The following is a 19,713-nucleotide window of genomic DNA, read 5'->3' on the forward strand; positions in this document are numbered from 1 at the left end:
CTCGAGCACCACCTGACCGCGCACGGGAGCGGCAGCCCTAACACAGCCGTAACGCAGGACACCTTTCCCTGACACCAGACTGTCGACAATCGACCGAGTGCAGACGGCGACAGCGGCTCCCTCGGTCGGGGTTCTCGGGCTCCGGGCGGCCTATCGCGCGGGCACGCTCCGTCCCCGGGACGTGGTCGAGGCGGTGCTCGCGCGCCTCGCAGCACGGGGCGACGACCACGTGTGGATCTCCGTGAGCCCGGCCGCGGAGCTGCGGGAACGGGCCGCCCGGCTGGAGACGCTCGACCCGGGGGCACTGCCCCTCTACGGCGTCCCCGTCGCGGTCAAGGACAACATCGACGCCGCCGGGCTCCCGACGACCGCCGCCTGCCCGGCCTTCGCCTACACCCCGACCGTCGACGCCGGGGCGGTGCGCCGGCTGCGCGAGGCGGGCGCGATCGTCGTCGGGAAGACGAACCTCGACCAGTTCGCCACCGGGCTCAACGGCGGCCGGTCCCCCTACGGCGCGCCGGAGAGCGTGTTCGGCGGGGACCTGATCTCCGGCGGCTCCAGCTCGGGCAGCGCCGTGGCGGTCGCGGCCGGGATCGTGCCGGTCGCCCTGGGCACGGACACCGCCGGGTCCGGGCGGGTCCCCGCCGCGCTCAACGGCGTGGTCGGGCTCAAGCCGACGCGCGGGCTCGTCGGCGCGTCCGGGGTGGTGCCGGCCTGCCGGTCGCTGGACTGCGTCAGCGTCTTCACCCGGGACGTCGCCGACGCCGCCGCCGTGCTCCGCGTCCTCGCCGGCCCCGACCCCGACGACCCGTGGTCCCGCACCGGCGCACCGCGGCCGCGGGGCCTGACCCTCGCAATCCCCGAGGAGCTCGACCTCGAGGGCGACGCGGCCATGCGGGCGGCCTTCGAGGCCGCGACCGACCGCGCGGTCGCCCGGTCGACGGGGTTCGTCCGGACGACGGTGGAGCCGCTGCGCGAGGCCGGGGACCTGCTCTACGGCGGGCCGTGGGTGGCGGAGCGGCTCGCCGTGCTGCAGGACTTCCTCGCCGCGCACCCCGACGACGTCCTGCCCGTCACCCGCTCCGTCGTCGAGAGCGGCGCGGCCTACTCCGCCGTCGACGCCTTCCGCGCCCGGTACCGGCTGCAGGAGCTCAAGGCCTGGACCGACCGGCTCTTCGCGACCGCCGACCTCCTGCTGCTGCCGACCGTGCCGACCACCTTCACCCGCGCCGAGCTGGCCGCCGAGCCGGTGGTCCGCAACCTCGTGCTCGGCCGGTACACCCAGTTCACGAACCTGCTCGACCTCGCCGCCCTCGCCGTCCCCGCCGGGACGACGGCGGACGGCCGCCCCTGCGGGGTCACGCTCGTCGGCCCCGCCTTCTCCGAGGACCGGCTGCTCGCCGCGGCCGAGGCGCTGCTGGCGCCGGTCCCCCCGCCCGTGCCCACCCCCGTCCCGTCCACCCCGGAGGTCCCGTGACGACCGACATCCACGCACGTCCCGAGCCGAGCGCACCACCGCGGACCGCCGTGATCGGGCCCGTCGCCGCCCGGCCCTACCCCTGGCCCTTCGACGGCGCCGTCCCCGCGTCGAGGACGGCCCTGATCTGCATCGACTGGCAGGTCGACTTCTGCGGGCCGGGCGGCTACGTCGACCGGATGGGCTACGACATCTCGCTCACCCGGGCGGGCCTCGGGCCCACGGCACGGCTGCTCGCCCACGCCCGCGAGGCCGGCATGCTCGTGATCCACACCCGCGAGGGCCACGCGCCCGATCTCTCCGACCTCCCGGCGAACAAGCGCTGGCGGTCGAAACGGATCGGCGCCGAGATCGGCTCTCCCGGGCCAGCCGGGCGCATCCTCGTCCGGGGCGAACCGGGCTGGGAGATCGTCCCGGAGGTCGCGCCGGTCCCGGGCGAGGTGTTGATCGACAAGCCCGGCAAGGGCGCGTTCTACGCCACGCGGCTCGACCTCGTGCTCCGCACGCACGGGATCACGCACATCCTGCTCACGGGCATCACCACGGACGTCTGCGTGCACACGACCATGCGCGAGGCGAACGACCGCGGCTACGAGTGCCTGATCCTCGCCGACTGCACCGGCGCCACGGACCCGGCCAACCACGACGCCGCCCTGCACATGGTGACCATGCAGGGCGGGGTCTTCGGCGCCGTCGGGACCGCCGACGCCGTCGTCGAGGCGACCACCTGGAGCCCGGAATGATCTCCGTCGACGCGGCGCCCGGCGCCTTCACCTCCGATCCCGCCACCACCGCCCTGGTGATCATCGACATGCAGCGGGACTTCTGCGAACCCGGCGGGTTCGGCGAGACCCTGGGCAACGACGTCTCGCTGCTCCGGTCCGTCATCCCGCCCCTGCAGCGGGTCCTCGCCACCGCGCGGAGCACCGGCATGACGGTGATCCACACCCGGGAGGGGCACGTCCCCGACCTGTCCGACTGCCCGCCCGCCAAGCTGAACCGCGGCAACCCGACGCTGCGGATCGGCGACCCGGGTCCCAAGGGCCGGATCCTGGTCCGGGGGGAGTACGGCCACGACATCGTCGACGAGCTGGCGCCGCTGCCCGGCGAGCTCGTGGTCGACAAGCCGGGCAAGGGCTCCTTCCACGGGACCGCGTTCGGGCCCGAGCTCGAGGCACGCGGCATCACGAGCCTGATCGTCGCCGGCGTGACGACCGAGGTCTGCGTGCACACCACCGTCCGGGAGGCCAACGACCGCGGCTACGAGTGCCTCGTGCTCTCGGACTGCACCGGCTCGTACTTCCCGGAGTTCCACCGCGTCGCCCTCGAGATGATCGCCGCCCAGGGCGGCATCTTCGGCTGGGTCGCGCCCTCGTCCGCACTGCTCGCCGCCCTGACGACGGAGGCCGTCGCATGAGCACCACAGACGCAGCACAGCCGATGAAGCTCTCCTGGTGGGTCTCCGGGGACACCAACGCCTTCTTCGGCCTCGGCTTCAACACCCTGGTCAACGTCCTGACCCTGTCCGGGCTCTGCCTCGCCGTGGTGAACATCCCGGGCGCCGACGTCTTCGGGGTCATCCTGCCGGCGCTGGGCGTCCAACTGCTGATCGGCAACGTCTACTACACCTACCTCGCCCGGCGGCTGGCCCGCCGCGAGGGCCGCACGGACGTCTGCGCGATGCCGTACGGGCCCTCCGTCCCGCACATGTTCATCGTCGTCTTCGTGATCATGCTGCCGATCTACCTGCAGACCCGCGACCCGCTGGCGGCGTGGGCGGCCGGGCTGGCGTGGTCGTTCATCATCGGGATCATCGTGCTGCTCGGCGCCTTCGTCGGGCCGTGGATCCGCAGGTACACACCGCAGGCGGCGATGCTCGGCACGCTCGCCGGCGTCTCGATCGCGTTCATCTCGATGCGCCCGGCGGCGCAGATGTTCGAGGCGCTGTGGATCGCCCTGCCCGTCATGGTGATCATCCTGATCGGCTTCTTCACCGACCTGAAGCTGCCCGGGAACATCCCCGTCGGCCTCGCCGCGCTGCTTGTCGGCTCGGCCATCGGCTGGATCGGCGGGTACATGTCGGCACCCGACGTCGTCGCCGCGGCCCGGGACGTCGCCCTCTCGCTGCCCTCGGCGGACCTCGCCCGGCTCGGCGAGGGCCTGTCCGACGTCGCGCCGCTGCTCGCGACCGCGATCCCGCTGGGCATCTACAACTTCACCGAGGGCATGACGAACGTCGAGTCCGCCGCCGTCGCGGGCGACGAGTACAACCTGCGCGCCATCCTCGCCGCGGACGGCGCCGGCGCGGTCGTCGGCTCGGTCCTGGGCTGCCCGTTCCCACCCGCGGTGTACATCGGGCACCCCGGGTGGAAGGCCGCGGGCGGCCGGACGACGTACTCGCTCGCGTCCGGCGTGGTGATCGCGCTGATGTGCTTCCTCGGCCTGTTCTCGCTGCTCGGCGCGCTGCTGCCGACCCCGGCGATCGTGCCGATCCTGCTCTACATCGGGCTGCTGATCGGCGCGCAGGCCTTCCAGGAGACCCCGCGGCGGCACGCCGTCGCGGTGGTCATCGCGATCATCCCGAACGTCGCCTCCTGGGCGGCCGGGCTGATGAACAACGCCCTGTCCGCGGCCGGGACCACCGCGCAGCAGGTCGGCGAGGAGGCCCTGACCGGCGCCGGGCTGGTCTACCACGGCACCGTGCTGCTCGGCGGCGGCGCGATCCTCGCCGGGATGGTGCTGGGCTCGATCACCGTGTTCGTCATCGACAAGAACTTCTTCGCCGCGGCGGTCTACTCCGCGATCGGGGCGGTGCTCGGGTTCGTCGGGCTCATCCACGCCGAGCAGGTCGGTTGGAACGTCGGCGGGCAGATCGCGCTCGGGTACCTGTTCGCCGCGGTGCTGCTGGCCGTATTCGGGCTCGTCATGCGCCGGCGCGGGCCGGCCGGCGACGGGGTGCGCGAGGACCAGCCCGTCGCCGCGGACCTCGTCGGGGCCGAGCCCGGCGAGGGCGTCCCGACGCCGCGGCACGCCGAGACCACCCATGCCGGGACCACGCCCGCCGAGCCCGCACCCGCCGCGACCGTGCCCGACCCCGACGGGCCCGCCCGCCCGGCGACCGCGTGACCGGGACCCTGCCCGGGCTGTCCGGACCGTCCGCCGCGGGAGCGGGGGCACACGCTCCCGCGGCGGGCACCTCCCGGACGCCGGGGGCCGGCCCCCCGATCGACGCGCCCGAGGTGGTCGCCGAGGTCCGCACGGCGTTCGAGCGGTACGAGAAGGCGCTGCGGGAGGGCGACGTCGCCACCCTCACCGAGCTGTTCTGGGCCGACCCGCGCTGCGTCCGCTACGGCGTCGCCGACCGGCAGTACGGCGCCGGGGAGATCGCGGCGTGGCGGCGGGCGAACCCGGGGGTCCAACCGGGCCGCACGCTGTCCGGGACGGTGGTGCTGGCGACCGGCGAGGCGTCGGCCGTGGTCAGCACACTGTTCGGCTACCCGGGTGGCGCGACGGAGGGGCGCCAGACCCAGACCTGGGTGCGGCTCCCGGAAGGCTGGCGGATCGTTGCGGCGCACGTGTCCGAGGTGCCGCGGTGACCACCGTCCTGGTCGCGGTCGTCGCCGCTCACCGGCGCGGCCAGCCGTTGCACCCCGAGCTGCTGGCCCTCGGCGCGGTGTTCGCCGGCACCGGCCGCACGGCCCCGGTCTACCGGCTGCTGGCCCTGCCCGGGGAGGAGGTCCGACGCGGCGGCCTGGTGCGGGTGGCCGACGGCGGCGCGGAGGTCGAGGTCGAGCTGTTCCGGCTGCCCGTCCCGGCGGTCGGCCGGCTCGCCGTCACCCTGCCCTCGCCCCTGGCCGTCGGCACGCTGATGCTGGCCGACGGCCGGTCCGTGGTCGGGATCGTCTGCGAGGGCTGGGCGGCAGGCACCGCCCGGGACGTCACCGCGCACGGCAGCTGGCCGGCCTACCTCGCCGCCTGCTGAGGGGCCGCCACCAGGCTCCTCACTCGGCGCCGACCGCGCGCTCCCCCGCGACCGTCTCGGTGGTGGCGTCGTCGTGCCCGTGCGGGCGGGGGAGCGTCTCGGGCGCCCACAGCCAGAAGCCGAGGGCGAGCACCGAGATCACGCCGGTGAGGGCGAAGGCGAAGCCGAACCCCGCGGCCTGGGCCACGGCGCCGGCGGCCAGCGGCCCGACGATCGCGCCGACGTCGGCCGCCATCTGGAAGCCCGCCAGCACGGTGCCGCCGCGGGCCCGGCTGCCGATCACGTCCGCGACCGCCGCGGTCATCGGCGGATTGACCAGCCCGCTGCCGACACCCGCGACCAGCGAGAGCGCCAGGAACACCCCGGACGACGGCGCCACCCCGAGCAGGCCCGTCGCCACCGCGGAGACCACGAGACCGGCGAGCACCGGGGGCTTGCGGCCGCGGCGGTCGGCGAGCCGGCCGGACATCAGGAGGGTGACGGCGTTGCCGGCGGCGAACACCGCCAGGGCGAACCCGGCCCAGGTCTCACTCTGCCGCAGCGCCTCGACCACGAACAGCGGGACCAGCGCGACCCGGACGCCGAACACCGTCCAGCCGTTGGCGAAGCTCGCGACCAGGGCCGCGCGGTAGGTGGGGTGCCGGATCGCCGTCGGGAAGGTGGCGGCGGGCTCGGCCTCGTCGCCGTTCGCGGGCCCGCCGAGCCGGCCCCGCAGCAGCGGGACCGACACCGCCATCGCGCACAGCAGCGCCGCCGCGTAGCAGAGGAACGGCGCCCGCAGGCTCACCGCGATCAGGCCGCCGCCGGCGAGCGGGCCCGCGATGTTGCCCAGCAGGAACCCGGTGGCCCACATGCCCGACGCCCGCCCACGCGCCTCGGGCGGGGCCAGCCGCACCAGCAGCGAGATCGCCGAGACGGTGAACATCGTGGAGCCGATGCCGCCGACGCCGCGGAACACCAGCAGCTGCCAGTAGCTCTGCGCCGCCGCCGTCGCGCCCACGGACGCCGCCGCGATCACCAGGCCCACGGTGTAGACCCGCAGCTCGCCGAACCGGCCGACCAGCCGTCCGCTGAACGGCGCGAAGGCCAGCCGGAACGCGGCGAACAGGCTGATCACCGCGGAGGCGGCCGCCACGCCGCCGTCGAACGTCCGGGCGAAGGCCGGCAGCGCCGGGGCCACGATGCCGAACCCGATGGCGACCACGAAGGCCGCCACCACGAGCACCCAGATCTCCCGCGGCATCCGCACCCTCGTGCGCGCCGACACGGCGTCCTCCGTCGTGGCCACGTCGCCCCTTCCGTCCCGATAGTTGGCAACGCTACGCGATCGGGTGACGCGTCGGGTTCCTCACTGTCGTCGGATGCGGGCGGCGCGGCCGCTCGCGGAGGCCGGCAGTAGCCTTCCCGGCGGTGGACGCGGACGAGGTGCTGGCCCGGTTGGCGGAGCTGACCGGCCCCACGGGCGAGGAGCTGTTCGCGGCGATCGTGGCCGGGCTCGACGGGCGCCCGCTCACCGACGACGCCGCCCTCCGCCTCGGCACCGCCCTGCGGCGCAGCTACCCGGCGCCGATCGTCGCGGAGGCCCTCACCCAGGCCCAGCTGCGGGAACGGGCGGCCGGGAAGTTCGAGCGCGCCGGCGAGATGTTCCTGACGCGCGCGGGCTGGGAGCAGGCGTCACCCGAGATCGTGGCGCGGCACCGGGCGGCCCGGTTCGCCCCCGCGCGCCGGCTCGCCGATCTCTGCTGCGGCATCGGCGGGGACCTCCTCGCGCTCGCCCCCGGCCGGGAGGTCGTCGCGGTGGACCGCGATCCCGTCCACCTCTGGATGGCCCGGCACAACGCCGCGGTCTACGGCGGCCACGCCGGGACGCTGCTCGCGGACGTCCGGGAGGTCGACCTGGCGAGGGTCGACGGGGTGTTCGTGGACCCGGCCCGCCGGTCCGCGCGGGGCCGGATGCGGACCGGCGACAGCGAGCCGCCGCTCGACTGGTGCTTCGGCCTACAGGTCCCCGCGGTCGGGATCAAGGCCGCCCCGGGTCTCGACCACGACGTCGTCCCGGCGGGGTGGGAGCTGGAGTTCGTGGCGGTGGACCGGGACCTCAAGGAGGCCGTGGCCTGGTCCCCCGCCCTGGCCACCACCCGCGCCCGGGCGACCCTCCTGCCCACCGGGGACACGCTCGTCGCGGCGGAGGGCGACCCGGTGGAGGTGCGGGGCCCCGGCCGCTACCTGCTCGACCCGAACCCGGCCGTGACCCGGGCGGGCGCCGTGGAGGAGCTGGCACGCCGCACCGGGACGTGGAAGATCGACGAGCGGATCGCGTTCCTGTCCGCCGACGAGCCGGTCGCGACGCCGTTCGCCCGCACGCTCGAGGTGATCGACTCCGGGCCGTGGGACCAGAAGAGGCTCCCCCGTCGGCTGCGCGAGCTCGACGTCGGCGCGGTCGACATCCGACGGCGCGGCCTGGCGGGCGACGTCGACGCCCTGCACAAGCGGCTCAAGCTACGGGGGTCCCGGCGGGCGACGCTGGTGATGACCCGCGTCCGCGACCGACCGTGGGGCCTGGTCTGCGTCTAGGGGGCGGGGCCGAGAACGGTCAGGGCCCCGACCCGGTCGGATCGGGGCCCTGAACTCCAGGGGTGGAGGTGCCGGGAATCGAACCCGGGTCCTCCTTCGCTTTGCGAGGGCTTCTCCGTGCGCAGTCCGCTGTGTCTCTACTCGGATCCACCGGTCTCACGGACGAGCCGGTGTGACGATCCCAGTCGCTGTGTGGTGTCCCGCCCGACCCCGGCGACCGGGCCGGACGGTGAGTCCCCTAGCTGATGCCGGACACCGGGGCGGGAACGCCCCCGGGCCGACAGTCCCTTACTGGATCAGGCAGCGAGCGCGAAGTCCGCGCGGGCGCCCTGAGCCGGGACAGTGCGACTCTCGTCGGCACTTATTTGGTTACGACGCATGGTTAACGAGCTCATCGTCGTCTTCCTCGGCACGCTTCCCCTCGGTCCGCCTCAGGAGTCGAGACCGTTCACCCCCTTGTCACGACCCGCCTCTCGGGCCGTCACCCGAGTCTAACGCGCACCGCGCGGCGGATCATCCCGATTCGGTCCCGGACCGCGAGTCGTACCGGTCACGCGCGGCGAGCACCTCGTCGACGTGCGCCTCGGCCCACTCCTTGACGGCCAGCAGCGCCCCGTGGAGCCCGGTCCCGAGCGGCGTGAGCCGGTAGTCCACCCGCACGGGGACGGCGGCGGTCACCTCGCGCTCCACCAGCCCGTCACGCTCGAGGACGCGGAGGGTCTGGGTGAGCATCTTCGGGCTGACCCCGGCCACCCGCCTGCCGAGCTCGGAGTACCGCTTCGGGCCGTCGGCCAGCGCGGTGAGCAGCAGGCCCACCCACTTGTCGCTGATCCGGTCCAGCACCATCCGCGAGGGGCAGGCGGCGAGGAAGGCGTCGTACGCCGTGCGCTCGGCCTCGCGGCGCTGGGCCGCGGTCGTCGTCGCCATGCTCTCCTCCGGCTCTGCTACGCACTTCCAGGTAACTACTACCCGTTGGATAGTAGCACTCATACCGTGAGTTCCGGAAGCACGGACGAGGAGGAGAGCGACATGCGTGCAGTGGTGTTCCGGGAGTTCGGCGGGCCCGAGGTGCTGGCGGTGGCGGAGGTGCCCGAGCCCGGGCCGGGCCCGGGCGAGGTGCGGATCGCAGTGGAGGCCGCGGCCGTCAACCCGATCGACCTGGGGACCCGCTCCGGGTTCACGGTGCAGGCCGGGCTGGCGCCGGCACCCGAGGGGCCGTTCGAGCGGGGGCTGGGCTGGGACGTCGCGGGGCGGGTCGACGCCCTCGGCGCGGGCGTCGAGGGGCTGCGGCCGGGCGACGCGGTGGTCACGATGATCCCGGCCTTCGCCGTGCCGGTCGGGGCGCAGGCGGAGAAGGTGGTGGTGCCGGCGGCGGACGTGGCGCCGGCCCCGGAGGGCGTGGAGACCACCGCGGCGGCCACCCTCCCGCTCAACGCCCTCACCGCCGCCACGGCCCTCGACGACCTCGCCACACCGGCGGGCTCGACCCTGCTGGTGATCGGCGGGGCCGGCGGCGTCGGGGCGTTCGCGGTGCAGCTGGCGGTCCGCGCCGGGCTGCGGGTCCTCGCCACGGCCTCGGCGCGCGACGAGGAGGCCGTGCGCGGGTACGGCGCAGAGGTCGTCCGCCGGGACGCGCTGCCCGGCGGCGTCGACGCCGTCCTCGACACGGCGGGCATCGGAACGGCCGCGCTCGCGCCCGTGCGGGCGGGCGGCACGCTGGTGACCGTCGCCGGACCGGTGCCCGCGGAGCGCGGGATCCGCAGCGTGCAGGCGGAGGTCCGGCCCGACGGGGTCCGGCTGGCCGAGCTGGCGGCCCTGGCGGCCAAGGGCGAACTGACCCTGACCGTCGCGGGCACCTACCCGCTCGACGACGTCGCCGCGGCCCACACGCGGCTCGCCGCCGGCGGGGTGGGTGGGCGGCTGGTCCTGCTCCCCTGACCCTCCTCACCCTGAGCGAACGGCACCTTCGCTCAGTAGGAGTGAGCGAGAGCGCCGTTCGCTCACCCACTCAGCGGGCGAGGCAGGGGCGCTTCGGGTCGAACTGCCACTCCGGGACCAGGTACCGCATGGCGACGGCGTCGTCCCGGGCGCGAGGCCGTGCTCGCGGTACAGCGCGTGGGCGGCGCCGCCGGGGTGTCGTGGGTGCTTCCGCAGGTCGCCTGGGGGTCAGAGGCGCAGGAGGCGGGTGCCCGTGTCGTGGAGGACCGAGCGGAGGAACGGCTCGCCGAGGCGGTCGTCCGCGGCGGCCCAGTCCGCGATCGCGCGGAGCTGCTCGGCGTACGGGTAGGGGATGTTCGGGAAGTCGCTGCCCAGGACCACCCGCCCGGGGATCTCGGCGAGCCGGGCGGGCCAGTCCGCGGGCAACGGCGCGAAGGCCTCCGCGTACGGCGTACCGACCATGGTGGTGTCCAGGTGCACGTTCTCGTGGCGGTGCACCAGCTCCAGCGCCGCGAGGAAGTCCGGCATCCCGGCGTGGGCGAGCACCGCCGTCAGCCGCGGGTGGCGGGCCAGCACCTCGCCGAACACGTCCAGCCCGGTGTGCTCGCCGGGGATCGGCCCGTGCCCGCAGTGCACGACCACCGGGACCCCGGCCTCGGCGAGCAGGCCCCACGCCCCGTCGAGCAGCGGGTCGCGGGGGTCGAAGGCACCGACCTGGACGTGCACCTTCACCGCCCGCGCCCCGCCCTCGACCGCGGCGCCGAGGTACTCCTCGACCCCGGGCTCGGCGTAGAGCGTGGCGGTGCGGACGGCGGCCGGGTTGTCCGCGGCGAACTCCGCCGCCCACTCCGTGAGCCAGGCCGCCATGCCGGGCTTGTGCGGGTAGACCAAGGGCGCGTAGCGGAGCACGCCGAGCTTCTCCAGCGTGGCGATCCGCTCGGCCTCCGGGGTGCGGTACTGGATCGGCCAGTCCATGCCGTAGTGCGTGCGGGCCTGGTCGAAGTAGGCCCACACCTTGCGCAGGACCCGCTCGGGCAGGAAGTGCACGTGCACGTCGACGAGCCCGGGCAGGCCGAGGTCGGCGAACCAGCGGGGGACGTCGTCGTCCGACGTGGGCGGCGCGGGGAGCGTCACGAGAGCGACCTCGCCCGGCCCTTCGCGGCCCGGCCGATCGCCCGGGCCATGTCCCGCTCGGCGTCCTTCTTCGCCAGGTCCTGCCGCTTGTCGTAGGTCTTCTTGCCGCGGGCCAGCGCGAGCTCGCACTTGACCTTGCCGTCGCTGAAGTACAGCGACATCGGGACGAGCGTCAGCCCGCCCTCGCGGATCTTGCCGATCAGCCGCTCGATCTCGTACTTGTGCAGCAGCAGCTTGCGGGTGCGCCGCGGCTCGTGGTTGGTCCAGCTGCCGTGCGTGTACTCGGGGATGTGCAGGCCGCGCAGCCACACCTCGCCCTCGTCGACCGTGGCGTACGCGTCGACCAGGGAGGCCCGGCCGAGCCGCAGGCTCTTCACCTCGGTGCCCATGAGCGCCACACCGGCCTCGAACTCCTCGAGCACCGCGTAGTCGTGACGCGCGCGCCGGTTCTGCGCGATCACCTTGCGGCCTTTCTCCTTCACCCCTCCAGCCTACGCGGAGGGTGCCGCGTCACACCTTCACGTAGAGACGCAGCGTGACGTAGCCGGTGATCCCCGCGATCAGCGCGCCGATCGGGACCAGGTACGCCGAGACCGTCAGGACGTCGGCGAGCGTGACCGGCGGGATCACGCCGTTCTGCGCGATCCCGGCCAGCAGCGAGTCGATGAAGGCGATCTTGCCGACGACCAGCCCGACGCCCGCGAGCACGGCGCCGACCACGCCCGTCACCACGGCCTCGATGAGGAAGGGCAGCTGGGTGTACCAGCGCGTGGCGCCGACCAGCCGCATCACGCCGACCTCGGTCCGCCGGGTGTAGGCGGAGACCTGGACGGTGTTGGAGATCAGCATGAGCGCCGCGACCGCCTGGACCAGCGCCAGCGCGAAGGTGACGTTCCGGACGCCGCCGAGGAAGTCGAACAGCTTGGCGACGACGTCCCGCTGGTCGATCACGGTGCGCACGCCGACCTGGTTCTCCATCGCCTGCTTCACCGCGGCCGCGCCGGCCTCGGTCGACCCGTCCCGGTCGACGAGCTTGACCCGCAGCGTGGCCGGCAGCGACTGGGGCCGGGCGAGCTCGGCGACCGACTGCCCGGCGAACAGCTCCTGGAAGCGCTCGTACGCCTCCTGCTGGTTCTCGTACGTCACCCCCGCCACCAGCGGGGAGTTCTCCAGCGTGGACCGCAGGCCCGCGCAGATCGGCTGGGTGCAGCCGGAGTCCGCGGTGGACACGTCCTGGGTGAGCGCGACCCGGATCTCGAGGCGGTCGGAGTAGATCGCCTCGGTCGCGTCGATCGTCTTCACCGCGAGCAGCCCGGTGCCGACCATGAGCAGCGAGATCGCGGTGGTCAGCACCATCGCCACGGTCATCGTGACGTTCCGGCGCAGCCCGGTCGCGACCTCCCGGACGACGAAGTCGGTTCTCATGCCGCCTCCACGGGGAGGAGTACGTCGACGGGGCGCACTACCGGCCCACCCCGTACACCGCGTGGGCCTCGTCCCGGACGACCCGGCCCATGTCCAGCTCGACCACCCGCCGCCGCATGGAGTCGACGATGGAGTGGTCGTGGGTCGCCATGACCACGGTCGTGCCGGTGCGGTTGATCCGCTCCAGCAGCAGCATGATGTCCTGGCTGGTGTCCGGGTCGAGGTTGCCGGTGGGCTCGTCGGCCAGCAGGACCAGCGGCCGGTTCACGAACGCCCGGGCGATCGCGACGCGCTGCTGCTCGCCGCCGGAGAGCTCGTGCGGCATCCGGTCGGCCTTGCCCTCCAGCCCGACGAGCTCGAGGACCTCGGGCACGACCTTGCGGATCGTCGAAGGCGACTTGCCGATCACCTCGAGGGCGAACGCGACGTTCTCGCCGACCGTCTTGTTCGTGAGCAGCCGGAAGTCCTGGAAGACGACGCCGATGCGCTGGCGGAGCCGGGGCACCTTCCGCCGCGGGAGCTTCGCGACGTCGAGGTCGGTCACCCAGATCTTGCCGCGGGTCGGGACGTCCTCGCGCAGCAGCAGGCGCAGGAAGGTCGACTTCCCGGAGCCGGACGGCCCGATGAGGAAGACGAACTCGCCCTTGCCCACCTCGACCGAGACGCGGTCCAGCGCGGGCCGCGTCGAGGTCTTGTACATCTTGGTGACGCGCTCCAGCCGGATCACGGCCGGGACGTTACCGGCGGATCATGACCGGGCCGTCACCCGACAGGCCCCCTCGGCGCAGGGGCGGTACCGCTCGTCCGATTACGCGTTCTCCGCCTCGAGCTGCTGGTTGCGCCGCCAGCGGATGCCGGCCTCGATGAAGCCGTCGATGTCGCCGTCGAGCACCGCGCCGGGGTTGCCGACCTCGTGCTCCGTCCGCAGGTCCTTGACCATCTGGTACGGGTGCAGCACGTACGAGCGCATCTGGTTGCCCCAGGACGAGCCGGTGTCCTTGAGCGAGTCCATCAGCGCCTGCTCCTCCTGGCGCTTGCGCTCGAGCAGCTTGGCCTGCAGCACGACCATCGCGGTGGCCTTGTTCTGGATCTGCGAGCGCTCGTTCTGGCAGGACACCACGATGCCGGTCGGGATGTGGGTCAGCCGCACCGCGGAGTCGGTGGTGTTGACGCCCTGCCCGCCGGGCCCGGAGGAGCGGTAGACGTCCACCCGGAGGTCCTTCTCGTCGATGTCGATGTGGTCGGTCGACTCCACGACCGGGGCGACCTCGACGCCGGCGAACGACGTCTGACGGCGGCCCTGGTTGTCGAACGGCGAGATCCGGACGAGCCGGTGCGTGCCCTGCTCCACCGAGAGAGTGCCGTACGCGTAGGGGGCGTGGACCTGGAAGGTCGCGGACTTGATGCCCGCCTCCTCCGCGTAGGAGGTGTCGTAGACGTCCACCCCGTAGCCGTGCCGCTCGGCCCAGCGCAGGTACATGCGCATGAGCATCTCGGCGAAGTCCGCCGCGTCGACCCCGCCCGCCTCGGAGCGGATCGTCACCAGCGCCTCGCGCTCGTCGTACTCGCCGGAGAGCAACGTGCGGACCTCGAGCGAGGCGATCTCCTCACGGAGCTTCGCGCGATCGCGGTCCGCGTCGGCGATCGCGGACTCGTCCCCCTCGTCCTCGGCCAGCTCGTAGAGCACGGGGAGGTCGTCCAGCCGGCGGCGCAGGTCCTCGACCCGGCGCAGCTCGGCCTGCGCGTGCGAGAGCCGGCTGGTGACCTTCTGCGCGGCCTCCGTGTCGTTCCACAGGTCCGGGGCCCCGGCCTGCTCCTCGAGGTCCGCGATCTCCGCCTTGAGCGCGGGGACGTCGGTGACCGCCTCGATGCCCTCCAGGGTGGTTGCGAGGTCCTTCAGGTCGGCTGCCACGTCGGGGTTCACAACGCTCCAGGCTACGCGTGCACGCGAGGGGCGTGCGGCGGGAGGGTTGCCCGGAGGGGTCAGTCCAGCGGGACCGTGTCGAGCAGCTTCACCATGGCCCGGGTGTGCGCGACGGTGAAGTCCGCGACCGCCTTGCGGTACGGGTCCTCCTCGTTCCGGGACGCCGCGCGGGCCTCGGCGAGCCGGGCCGTGTAGACCTCCCGCGAGGTGCTCACCAGTTCGGCCCGCTGCTTCACGGTCAGCTGGCCCGCGTGCAGCAGCCGCAGCACCAGCGGGCTGCGCAGTGCGTCGCCGCCGCTGCCGTGCTGCAGCCACGCCTTGAACGCCCGCTTGCCGGCCGCCGTGATCACGTACTGCTGCGACGCCCGCGGCCCCTGCTTGCCCAGCCGCAGCAGCCCGGCCTCCGCCATCACCGGCAGCTCGCGGTAGACCTGGCTGCGGGTCACGGTGAAGAAGGAGCCGAAGCGCTCGCCGGCGGCCGCGACGAGCTGGCCGCCCGTCATCGGACCGCTGTGGAGCAGTCCGAGCAGGGCCGCGGCGGTGGCGTTGACTGCGGGTGGGGCCGGCATCCCTCAACGGTCCCACGTGCGCCGGGGTTCCGCATTCCACAGTGGCCCCCGACCTGCGAGTTCGGACTGTCGGTGGCCCGGGGCAACCGGGGTGCGTACCCCGCCGGCGGGGCTCCACACCTCGCTCGTGTGGAGCGGTCCGGAGGGGGTGGGCGAGGTGTGGGCGAGGGTGTGGGCGAGGAGTGGGTGCGGGTCTGCTCGGGCGGCCCGGGGGCACGCGATCGGGGGCCGGGCGGTGGCTCGCGCAGCATGCTCGCAGGGACGAGGGCTCGCCGGGACGAGGGCTCGCCACGCGGGAACGAAGACACGGCCCGCGGGAACGAAGGCGGCCCCGCGAGCACGAAGGCGCACGCGGACAGCGCTCGCCCGGCGGATCGACGGCCGGCACCCCCGTCGGGGCACGGCCGCACACCCGGGACGTCGGCGGCACACCTCGTCGACGGGTTGTGCGGCGCCGGGCGGGGTGTGGGACGGGTAGCTGCTCGCGCGCCTCCGGCTCGGCCCCCGCCTCCGGCTGGGCCCGCGCGCCCCCGCCTCGGGTTCGATCGCGCGCCCCCGGCTCCGCCGGCCGTGCCGCCCTGCACCCCCTGCACCCCCTGCGCCGACCTGCGCTGCCCGGCGCGCCCTGCCCCGCCCTGCCCCCCGTTCGCCAGCAGCGTGTCCACGGCGGTCGAGCGCGTGACCGCCGGCGCCACGAGCTCGCACACCCGCTCGGGCGCCGCACAGACATCGAGTCGCGGCACACCTTGTCGACGAGGTGTGGGACGGAACCCGCGGGTGTGGGAGCGGGTCCGGGTCGGTGTGCGGCGACCGGCCGGGTGTGGCAGCGGGTCCGGATTGGTGTGGGACGGAACCCGCGGGCGTGCGAGCGGGTCCGGGTCGGTGTGAGGCGACCGGGTGTGGCAGCGGGTCCGGATTGGTGTGGGACGGAACCCGCGGGTGTGCGAGCGGGTCCGGGTCGGTGTGAGGCGACCGGCGGGGTGTGGGAGCGGGTCCGGATCGGTGTGCGGCGACCGGCCGGGGGTGGCAGCGGGTCCGGATCGGCGCGCGGCGACCGGTCGGGGGTGGGACGGGCTCGGGACCCGTGCCGACCGGTCTGCACACGGGTCCACCGCACCGCCCCGTCGGTCCGGGGCGGGACGGGTGGCCCGCCTCAGACGTGGAGGGAGCTCTCGGGGAGGACGTGCGCGGTCGGGCGGCCCACCCGGCACCGCCGCCCCGGCCCGGCGACGATCGCGGCGGAGCCCTCGGCGCCCGCCGGCAGCCGGTAGGGCTCGGCCGCGTCGAGGTCCACGGCGTACCCGAGGTCGCCGAGGCTGGCGACGCTGACGCGGGAGAGCGGGTTGCCGGCCTCGGCGATGAAGCCGCTCATCAGCTCGTCGCCGAACACCGCCTCGCGCCAGTGCCCCTCGCGCGTGCCGGGACCGCCGGTGTTCTCGACCGGCACGGCCCCGCTGCCCCCGAGCGCGCCCCACTCCGTCACGGCCCCGGTGCCGGTGAAGACCGGGTCGTCCGTCCCGGACCCGGACAGCAGGCCGAGGCGGGACCAGAGGGTGCCGATGCCGAGGACGTGCCCCATCTCGTGGGTGATGACGTCGTCGAGCGTGCCATCGCGCTGCATCTGGGCGAGGTCGGCGGTGTCGAACTGCATCCGTCCGACGGCCGGGAGCAGCCCGGCGGACACCGGGCGCAGCTGCGTGGGGCCGGCCTGGCCGAGCACCTGCCCCGACCCGTCGATGTCGACGCCCGAGGCGAGGATCAGCACGTCGTCGACGGTCTCGCCGTCGACGTCGACCGCGGGCAGGTCACCGACGACCATCCGTGTCCACCGGTCGGCGGCGGCCGCGAAGGCCTCCTGCTGGCGCGGGCTCAGCCCGCCGGCGAAACGGACCTCGATCGTGAACGGCGACAGTCCGGCGGGGCCGAGGGTGCCGACGGCGGCCTCGGCGGCGCGGGCCGCGTCGGCCACCGCCCGGTAACTCTCCATCCCGTGATCGTCCCGCGCGCTCGCGGGCGGCGCCGATCGGGGGGCCGGTCACCGATCGTCAGGCGTGGCGGACCTCGACCTCGATCCACTCCATGGCCGAGAACGGGATCGCACGGCGCCGACCGTTGTCCATGGTGAAGATCCACATCTGGTCTCCCGCGCTCGCGCTGCGCACCACGTCGGAGAGCGCGTCGTCCTCCAGCTGCCCGGCGGGGACGTCGTCGGCCACCTCCGCCCACTCCCCCCGGTGGAGCTCGCGCGCGGTGTGCACGACCAGCCGCATCTTCCTCGTCACGGCGACCCCTCCTCGTCCGTCGTGTCGTGCGTCCCGCAGCGACGGACCGGCCCGGTCGGCGCCGCGGGTGGCGGCGCCGACCGTCCGACGAGGACCCGGGTGGAGACCGGACGGCCGCTCCGGCGGATCCGACCTACGATGCCGCGGGCGGATCAGAGCGTCAACGCGGCGATCTTCTCGCGCTGCTGGTCGACCCCGCCGTACAGCCCGGCGAGCCGCTTGGCGCGCTTGTAGAAGAAGTGCGCCTCGTGCTCCCAGGTGTAGCCGATGCCGCCGTGGTACTGGATCATCGCGGCGGTCGACTGCAGGGCCACCTCGCTCGCCTTGGCCTTGGCGACCGCGACGGCGAGCTCCGCGTCGTCGAGCCCGACGTCGACGGCGTGCGCGGCGTAGAGCGAGGCGTGCTCGGCCATCGTGACGCCGACGTGGATGTCCGCCAGCGCGTGCTTGAGCGCCTGGAAGGAGCCGACCGGCACGCCGAACTGCTCGCGCTCGCGGTCGTAGGCGACCGTCCGGCTCAGCGCCTCGCGCGCGATCCCGACGAGGTCGGCGGCGACGAGCACGGTGGCCCGGGCGGCGAGCTGGGCGCCGGCGTCCCCGGGCAGCGGCTCCACGTCCGCGACGTTCAGCGTGGCCAGCCGCGTGGTCCGGTCGTAGGACCCGACCGGGGTCGCCTGCGCGCCGGTGGCCAGGCCGAGCCCGTCGGGGGTCCGGACCACGACGACGTCGGCGATCACCCCGTACTCCACGGCGGGGACGACGCCCGGGGCCGCGCCGCGCAGCCCGACGGCGCCGACCGCGTCGCCCGAGGCCAGCCGCGGCAGCCAGGCGGCCTTCTGCTCGTCCGAGCCGGCGAGCCGGATCGCCTCGGCGGCGAGCACGGTCCCGCGCCACGGGCCCGGTGCGACACCGGCGCCCAGGGCCCGCGCGATGACCTGCGCCTCGACCAGCCCGAGGCCCAGCCCGTCGTGCTCCTCGGGGACGGTGACGGCGAGCCAGCCCTGCTCGGCGGCGGCCTTCCACAGCGACTCGGGGTTGCCGTCGCCGTCGGCGTCCTCGAAGACGCGGCGGACGGCTTCCATGTCGAACCGCTCCGCGAGGTAGGTCGTGACCGCCGCGCCGAACTCCTGCTGGTCCTCGGTGAGGGCGAAGAACATGCCGGCCTCCTACCGCGGCAGGCCGAGCACGCGCTCGGCGGTGACGTTGCGCTGGACCTGGGACGAGCCGCCCCAGATGGTGACCGACCGGGACCACATCGCCTGCGCGTTGAGCGGGCGCAGGTCGAGGTCGCCCAGCTCCTCGAGGGTGTCGTCCTCGCCGAGGACCTCGTCGTAGACCTCCCAGAGGTCCTGGAAGGCCTCCGACCACTGCAGCTTGGTCATCGACGCCTCGAAGCCGAGGTCGCGGCCGCGCTCGGTCCGGGTGAGCACGTGCATGGAGTGCAGCCGCAGACACTCCAGCTCGGTGAGCACCCGGGCGAGCTTGTTGCGGACCACCGGGTCCGTGTCGCGGCCCAGCTTCTTCGCGACCGCGGCGATCTCGTCGTACTGCCGGCGGAACTCGGTGTACTGCGAGATGCCCGAGGCGCCGCGCTCGAAGGACAGCAGCAGCATCGCGGTCCGCCAGCCCTCGCCGATCTCCCCGAGGACGTCCGTGGCCGGGACCCGGGCGTCGTCGAAGAAGACCTCGCCGAACTCGCTCGCGCCGGACATCTGCTTCAGCGGCCGGGCGTCGACGCCGGGCTGGTGCATGTCGATGAGCAGCATGGAGATGCCGCGGTGCTTCTGGCTGCCCGGCTCGGTGCGGACCAGGGTGAAGATCTTGTCGCCGTGCACGGCGTTGGTGGTCCACACCTTCTGTCCGTTGACGACGAAGTCGTCGCCGTCCCGGACGCCGCGGGTGGACAGCGCGGCGAGGTCCGACCCGGCGCCGGGCTCGGAGAAGCCCTGGCACCAGATGACCTCGTTGCGCAGCATCGGGCCGATGATCTCCTTCTTCTGCGCGTCCGTGCCGATCGCCATCACGGTGGGCGCGAGGAAGGTCAGGCCGAGCGGGTTGACCGTGCGCGGGGCGTCCGCCAGCACCATCTCGACGTCGTAGATCGCCTTCATGCCGGGCGTGCCGCCGCGGCCGCCGAACTCCGTCGGCCACTGGATGCCCGCGAAGCCGGCGAGCGCCTTGTCGCGCTCCCAGTCGCGGCGCAGCCGGAAGCTCTCGTCGTCCGGCAGCGACTCCCAGAAGCCCGGGCGGCGCCACTCGTCCGGGATGTTCGCCGAGAGCCAGGACCGCAGCTCGCTGCGGAACTCCTCCTCGGCGGCGGTGAAGGTGAGGTCCATCGTCGAGACCCTCCTGCGTACGGATCGGATGCGGCACGCCGGACCCCGACGAGGAGCCCGCGCCGGCGCCCA

General features: G+C 74.2%; 20 protein-coding genes and 1 other RNA gene. 8 read left to right on the forward strand and 13 right to left on the reverse strand.

Annotated elements, in window-relative coordinates:
* Positions 1-97 precede the first annotated feature (97 nt).
* The 6 genes from atzF to ABD990_RS13525 are packed head-to-tail and all read left to right on the forward strand — an operon-like array spanning position 98 to position 5,459.
* The gene (atzF, locus tag ABD990_RS13500) at positions 98-1,477 is read left to right on the forward strand and encodes an allophanate hydrolase (protein WP_345380809.1); all 1,380 of its coding nucleotides are present in this window, start codon (positions 98-100) and stop codon (positions 1,475-1,477) included.
* A 50-nt stretch (positions 1,478-1,527) separates the two neighbouring features.
* A complete protein-coding gene (biuH, locus tag ABD990_RS13505; protein WP_345381006.1) occupies positions 1,528-2,220 on the forward strand; it encodes a biuret amidohydrolase in 693 nt (230 codons plus the stop codon).
* Positions 2,217-2,894 carry a cysteine hydrolase family protein gene (locus ABD990_RS13510; RefSeq protein ID WP_345380810.1) on the forward strand — a complete coding sequence of 226 codons (678 nt, stop codon included), beginning with the start codon at positions 2,217-2,219 and terminating at the stop codon, positions 2,892-2,894. The genes biuH and ABD990_RS13510 overlap by 4 nt, the downstream gene beginning before the upstream one ends.
* Complete coding sequence (locus ABD990_RS13515; RefSeq protein WP_345380811.1) at positions 2,891-4,603, forward strand: regulator; 1,713 nt, start codon at positions 2,891-2,893, stop codon at positions 4,601-4,603. The genes ABD990_RS13510 and ABD990_RS13515 overlap by 4 nt, the downstream gene beginning before the upstream one ends.
* The gene (gene hpxZ / locus ABD990_RS13520) at positions 4,600-5,073 is read left to right on the forward strand and encodes an oxalurate catabolism protein HpxZ (RefSeq protein ID WP_345380812.1); all 474 of its coding nucleotides are present in this window, start codon (positions 4,600-4,602) and stop codon (positions 5,071-5,073) included. Before ABD990_RS13515 ends, hpxZ begins: the two co-directional genes overlap by 4 nt.
* Positions 5,070-5,459 (forward strand): allophanate hydrolase-related protein, encoded by a 390-nt coding sequence (locus tag ABD990_RS13525; RefSeq protein ID WP_345380813.1) that lies wholly within the window; start codon positions 5,070-5,072, stop codon positions 5,457-5,459. Before hpxZ ends, ABD990_RS13525 begins: the two co-directional genes overlap by 4 nt.
* A 19-nt stretch (positions 5,460-5,478) precedes the next feature.
* Here ABD990_RS13525 and ABD990_RS13530 read toward each other — a convergent pair whose 3' ends face one another.
* On the reverse strand, positions 5,479-6,747 hold the full coding sequence (locus tag ABD990_RS13530) for an MFS transporter (protein ID WP_345380814.1): 1,269 nt from the start codon (positions 6,745-6,747) through the stop codon (positions 5,479-5,481).
* A gap of 122 nt (positions 6,748-6,869) precedes the next feature.
* Between ABD990_RS13530 and ABD990_RS13535 the strand changes: the two genes are divergently transcribed.
* A complete protein-coding gene (locus tag ABD990_RS13535) occupies positions 6,870-8,033 on the forward strand; it encodes a class I SAM-dependent methyltransferase (protein ID WP_345380815.1) in 1,164 nt (387 codons plus the stop codon).
* Positions 8,034-8,093: 60 nt separating this feature from the next.
* On the opposite strand, the gene ssrA is transcribed toward ABD990_RS13535, so the two are convergent.
* Positions 8,094-8,489, reverse strand: a transfer-messenger RNA (tmRNA) gene (gene ssrA / locus ABD990_RS13540).
* 57 nt (positions 8,490-8,546) lie between these two features.
* Positions 8,547-8,960 (reverse strand): winged helix-turn-helix transcriptional regulator, encoded by a 414-nt coding sequence (locus ABD990_RS13545; protein ID WP_345380816.1) that lies wholly within the window; start codon positions 8,958-8,960, stop codon positions 8,547-8,549.
* Positions 8,961-9,026: 66 nt separating this feature from the next.
* Here ABD990_RS13545 and ABD990_RS13550 point away from each other — a divergent pair, with 66 nt between their 5' ends.
* Complete coding sequence (locus ABD990_RS13550; RefSeq protein ID WP_345380817.1) at positions 9,027-9,971, forward strand: NADP-dependent oxidoreductase; 945 nt, start codon at positions 9,027-9,029, stop codon at positions 9,969-9,971.
* A 228-nt stretch (positions 9,972-10,199) separates the two neighbouring features.
* On the opposite strand, the gene ABD990_RS13555 is transcribed toward ABD990_RS13550, so the two are convergent.
* From ABD990_RS13555 to ABD990_RS13600, 10 genes are all read right to left on the reverse strand, one after another.
* Positions 10,200-11,105: an amidohydrolase family protein gene (locus tag ABD990_RS13555; protein WP_345380818.1), complete on the reverse strand. Its 906-nt coding sequence runs from the start codon at positions 11,103-11,105 to the stop codon at positions 10,200-10,202.
* Positions 11,102-11,587 carry an SsrA-binding protein SmpB gene (smpB, locus tag ABD990_RS13560; RefSeq protein ID WP_345380819.1) on the reverse strand — a complete coding sequence of 162 codons (486 nt, stop codon included), beginning with the start codon at positions 11,585-11,587 and terminating at the stop codon, positions 11,102-11,104. The genes ABD990_RS13555 and smpB overlap by 4 nt, the downstream gene beginning before the upstream one ends.
* Before the next feature lie 28 nt (positions 11,588-11,615).
* Entirely contained in the window at positions 11,616-12,530 is a 915-nt protein-coding gene (ftsX, locus tag ABD990_RS13565) for a permease-like cell division protein FtsX (protein WP_345380820.1), read from the reverse strand.
* Between the two features lie 37 nt (positions 12,531-12,567).
* The gene (gene ftsE, locus ABD990_RS13570) at positions 12,568-13,257 is read right to left on the reverse strand and encodes a cell division ATP-binding protein FtsE (RefSeq protein ID WP_345380821.1); all 690 of its coding nucleotides are present in this window, start codon (positions 13,255-13,257) and stop codon (positions 12,568-12,570) included.
* A gap of 81 nt (positions 13,258-13,338) precedes the next feature.
* Positions 13,339-14,454, reverse strand: coding sequence for a peptide chain release factor 2 (prfB, locus tag ABD990_RS13575; protein WP_345380822.1), 1,116 nt, complete (start codon positions 14,452-14,454; stop codon positions 13,339-13,341).
* 59 nt (positions 14,455-14,513) lie between these two features.
* Positions 14,514-15,023, reverse strand: a complete 510-nt coding sequence (locus tag ABD990_RS13580; protein WP_345380823.1) for a PadR family transcriptional regulator — start codon at positions 15,021-15,023, stop codon at positions 14,514-14,516.
* A 1,153-nt stretch (positions 15,024-16,176) separates the two neighbouring features.
* Positions 16,177-17,010 carry a leishmanolysin-related zinc metalloendopeptidase gene (locus tag ABD990_RS13585; RefSeq protein WP_345380824.1) on the reverse strand — a complete coding sequence of 278 codons (834 nt, stop codon included), beginning with the start codon at positions 17,008-17,010 and terminating at the stop codon, positions 16,177-16,179.
* Positions 17,011-17,068: 58 nt separating this feature from the next.
* On the reverse strand, positions 17,069-17,305 hold the full coding sequence (locus ABD990_RS13590; protein ID WP_345380825.1) for a hypothetical protein: 237 nt from the start codon (positions 17,303-17,305) through the stop codon (positions 17,069-17,071).
* A 152-nt stretch (positions 17,306-17,457) separates the two neighbouring features.
* Positions 17,458-18,462 carry an acyl-CoA dehydrogenase family protein gene (locus ABD990_RS13595; protein ID WP_345380826.1) on the reverse strand — a complete coding sequence of 335 codons (1,005 nt, stop codon included), beginning with the start codon at positions 18,460-18,462 and terminating at the stop codon, positions 17,458-17,460.
* A gap of 9 nt (positions 18,463-18,471) precedes the next feature.
* On the reverse strand, positions 18,472-19,641 hold the full coding sequence (locus ABD990_RS13600; RefSeq protein ID WP_345380827.1) for an acyl-CoA dehydrogenase family protein: 1,170 nt from the start codon (positions 19,639-19,641) through the stop codon (positions 18,472-18,474).
* Between the last annotated feature and the right edge of the window lie 72 nt (positions 19,642-19,713).

The organism is Pseudonocardia yuanmonensis (assembly GCF_039542425.1).
Lineage (GTDB): Bacteria > Actinomycetota > Actinomycetes > Mycobacteriales > Pseudonocardiaceae > Pseudonocardia > Pseudonocardia yuanmonensis.

Bases quoted from the DNA above. Each gene is read 5' to 3' on its own strand.
- ABD990_RS13510 (WP_345380810.1), top strand. From the start codon at position 2,217: ATGATCTCCGTCGACGCGGCGCCCGGCGCCTTCACCTCCGATCCCGCC.
- ABD990_RS13515 (WP_345380811.1), top strand. From the start codon at position 2,891: ATGAGCACCACAGACGCAGCACAGCCGATGAAGCTCTCCTGGTGGGTC.
- ABD990_RS13545 (WP_345380816.1), bottom strand. From the start codon at position 8,960: ATGGCGACGACGACCGCGGCCCAGCGCCGCGAGGCCGAGCGCACGGCG.
- ftsX (WP_345380820.1), bottom strand. From the start codon at position 12,530: ATGAGAACCGACTTCGTCGTCCGGGAGGTCGCGACCGGGCTGCGCCGG.
- ABD990_RS13580 (WP_345380823.1), bottom strand. From the start codon at position 15,023: ATGCCGGCCCCACCCGCAGTCAACGCCACCGCCGCGGCCCTGCTCGGA.
- ABD990_RS13585 (WP_345380824.1), bottom strand. From the start codon at position 17,010: ATGGAGAGTTACCGGGCGGTGGCCGACGCGGCCCGCGCCGCCGAGGCC.
- ABD990_RS13595 (WP_345380826.1), bottom strand. From the start codon at position 18,462: ATGTTCTTCGCCCTCACCGAGGACCAGCAGGAGTTCGGCGCGGCGGTC.
- ABD990_RS13600 (WP_345380827.1), bottom strand. From the start codon at position 19,641: ATGGACCTCACCTTCACCGCCGCCGAGGAGGAGTTCCGCAGCGAGCTG.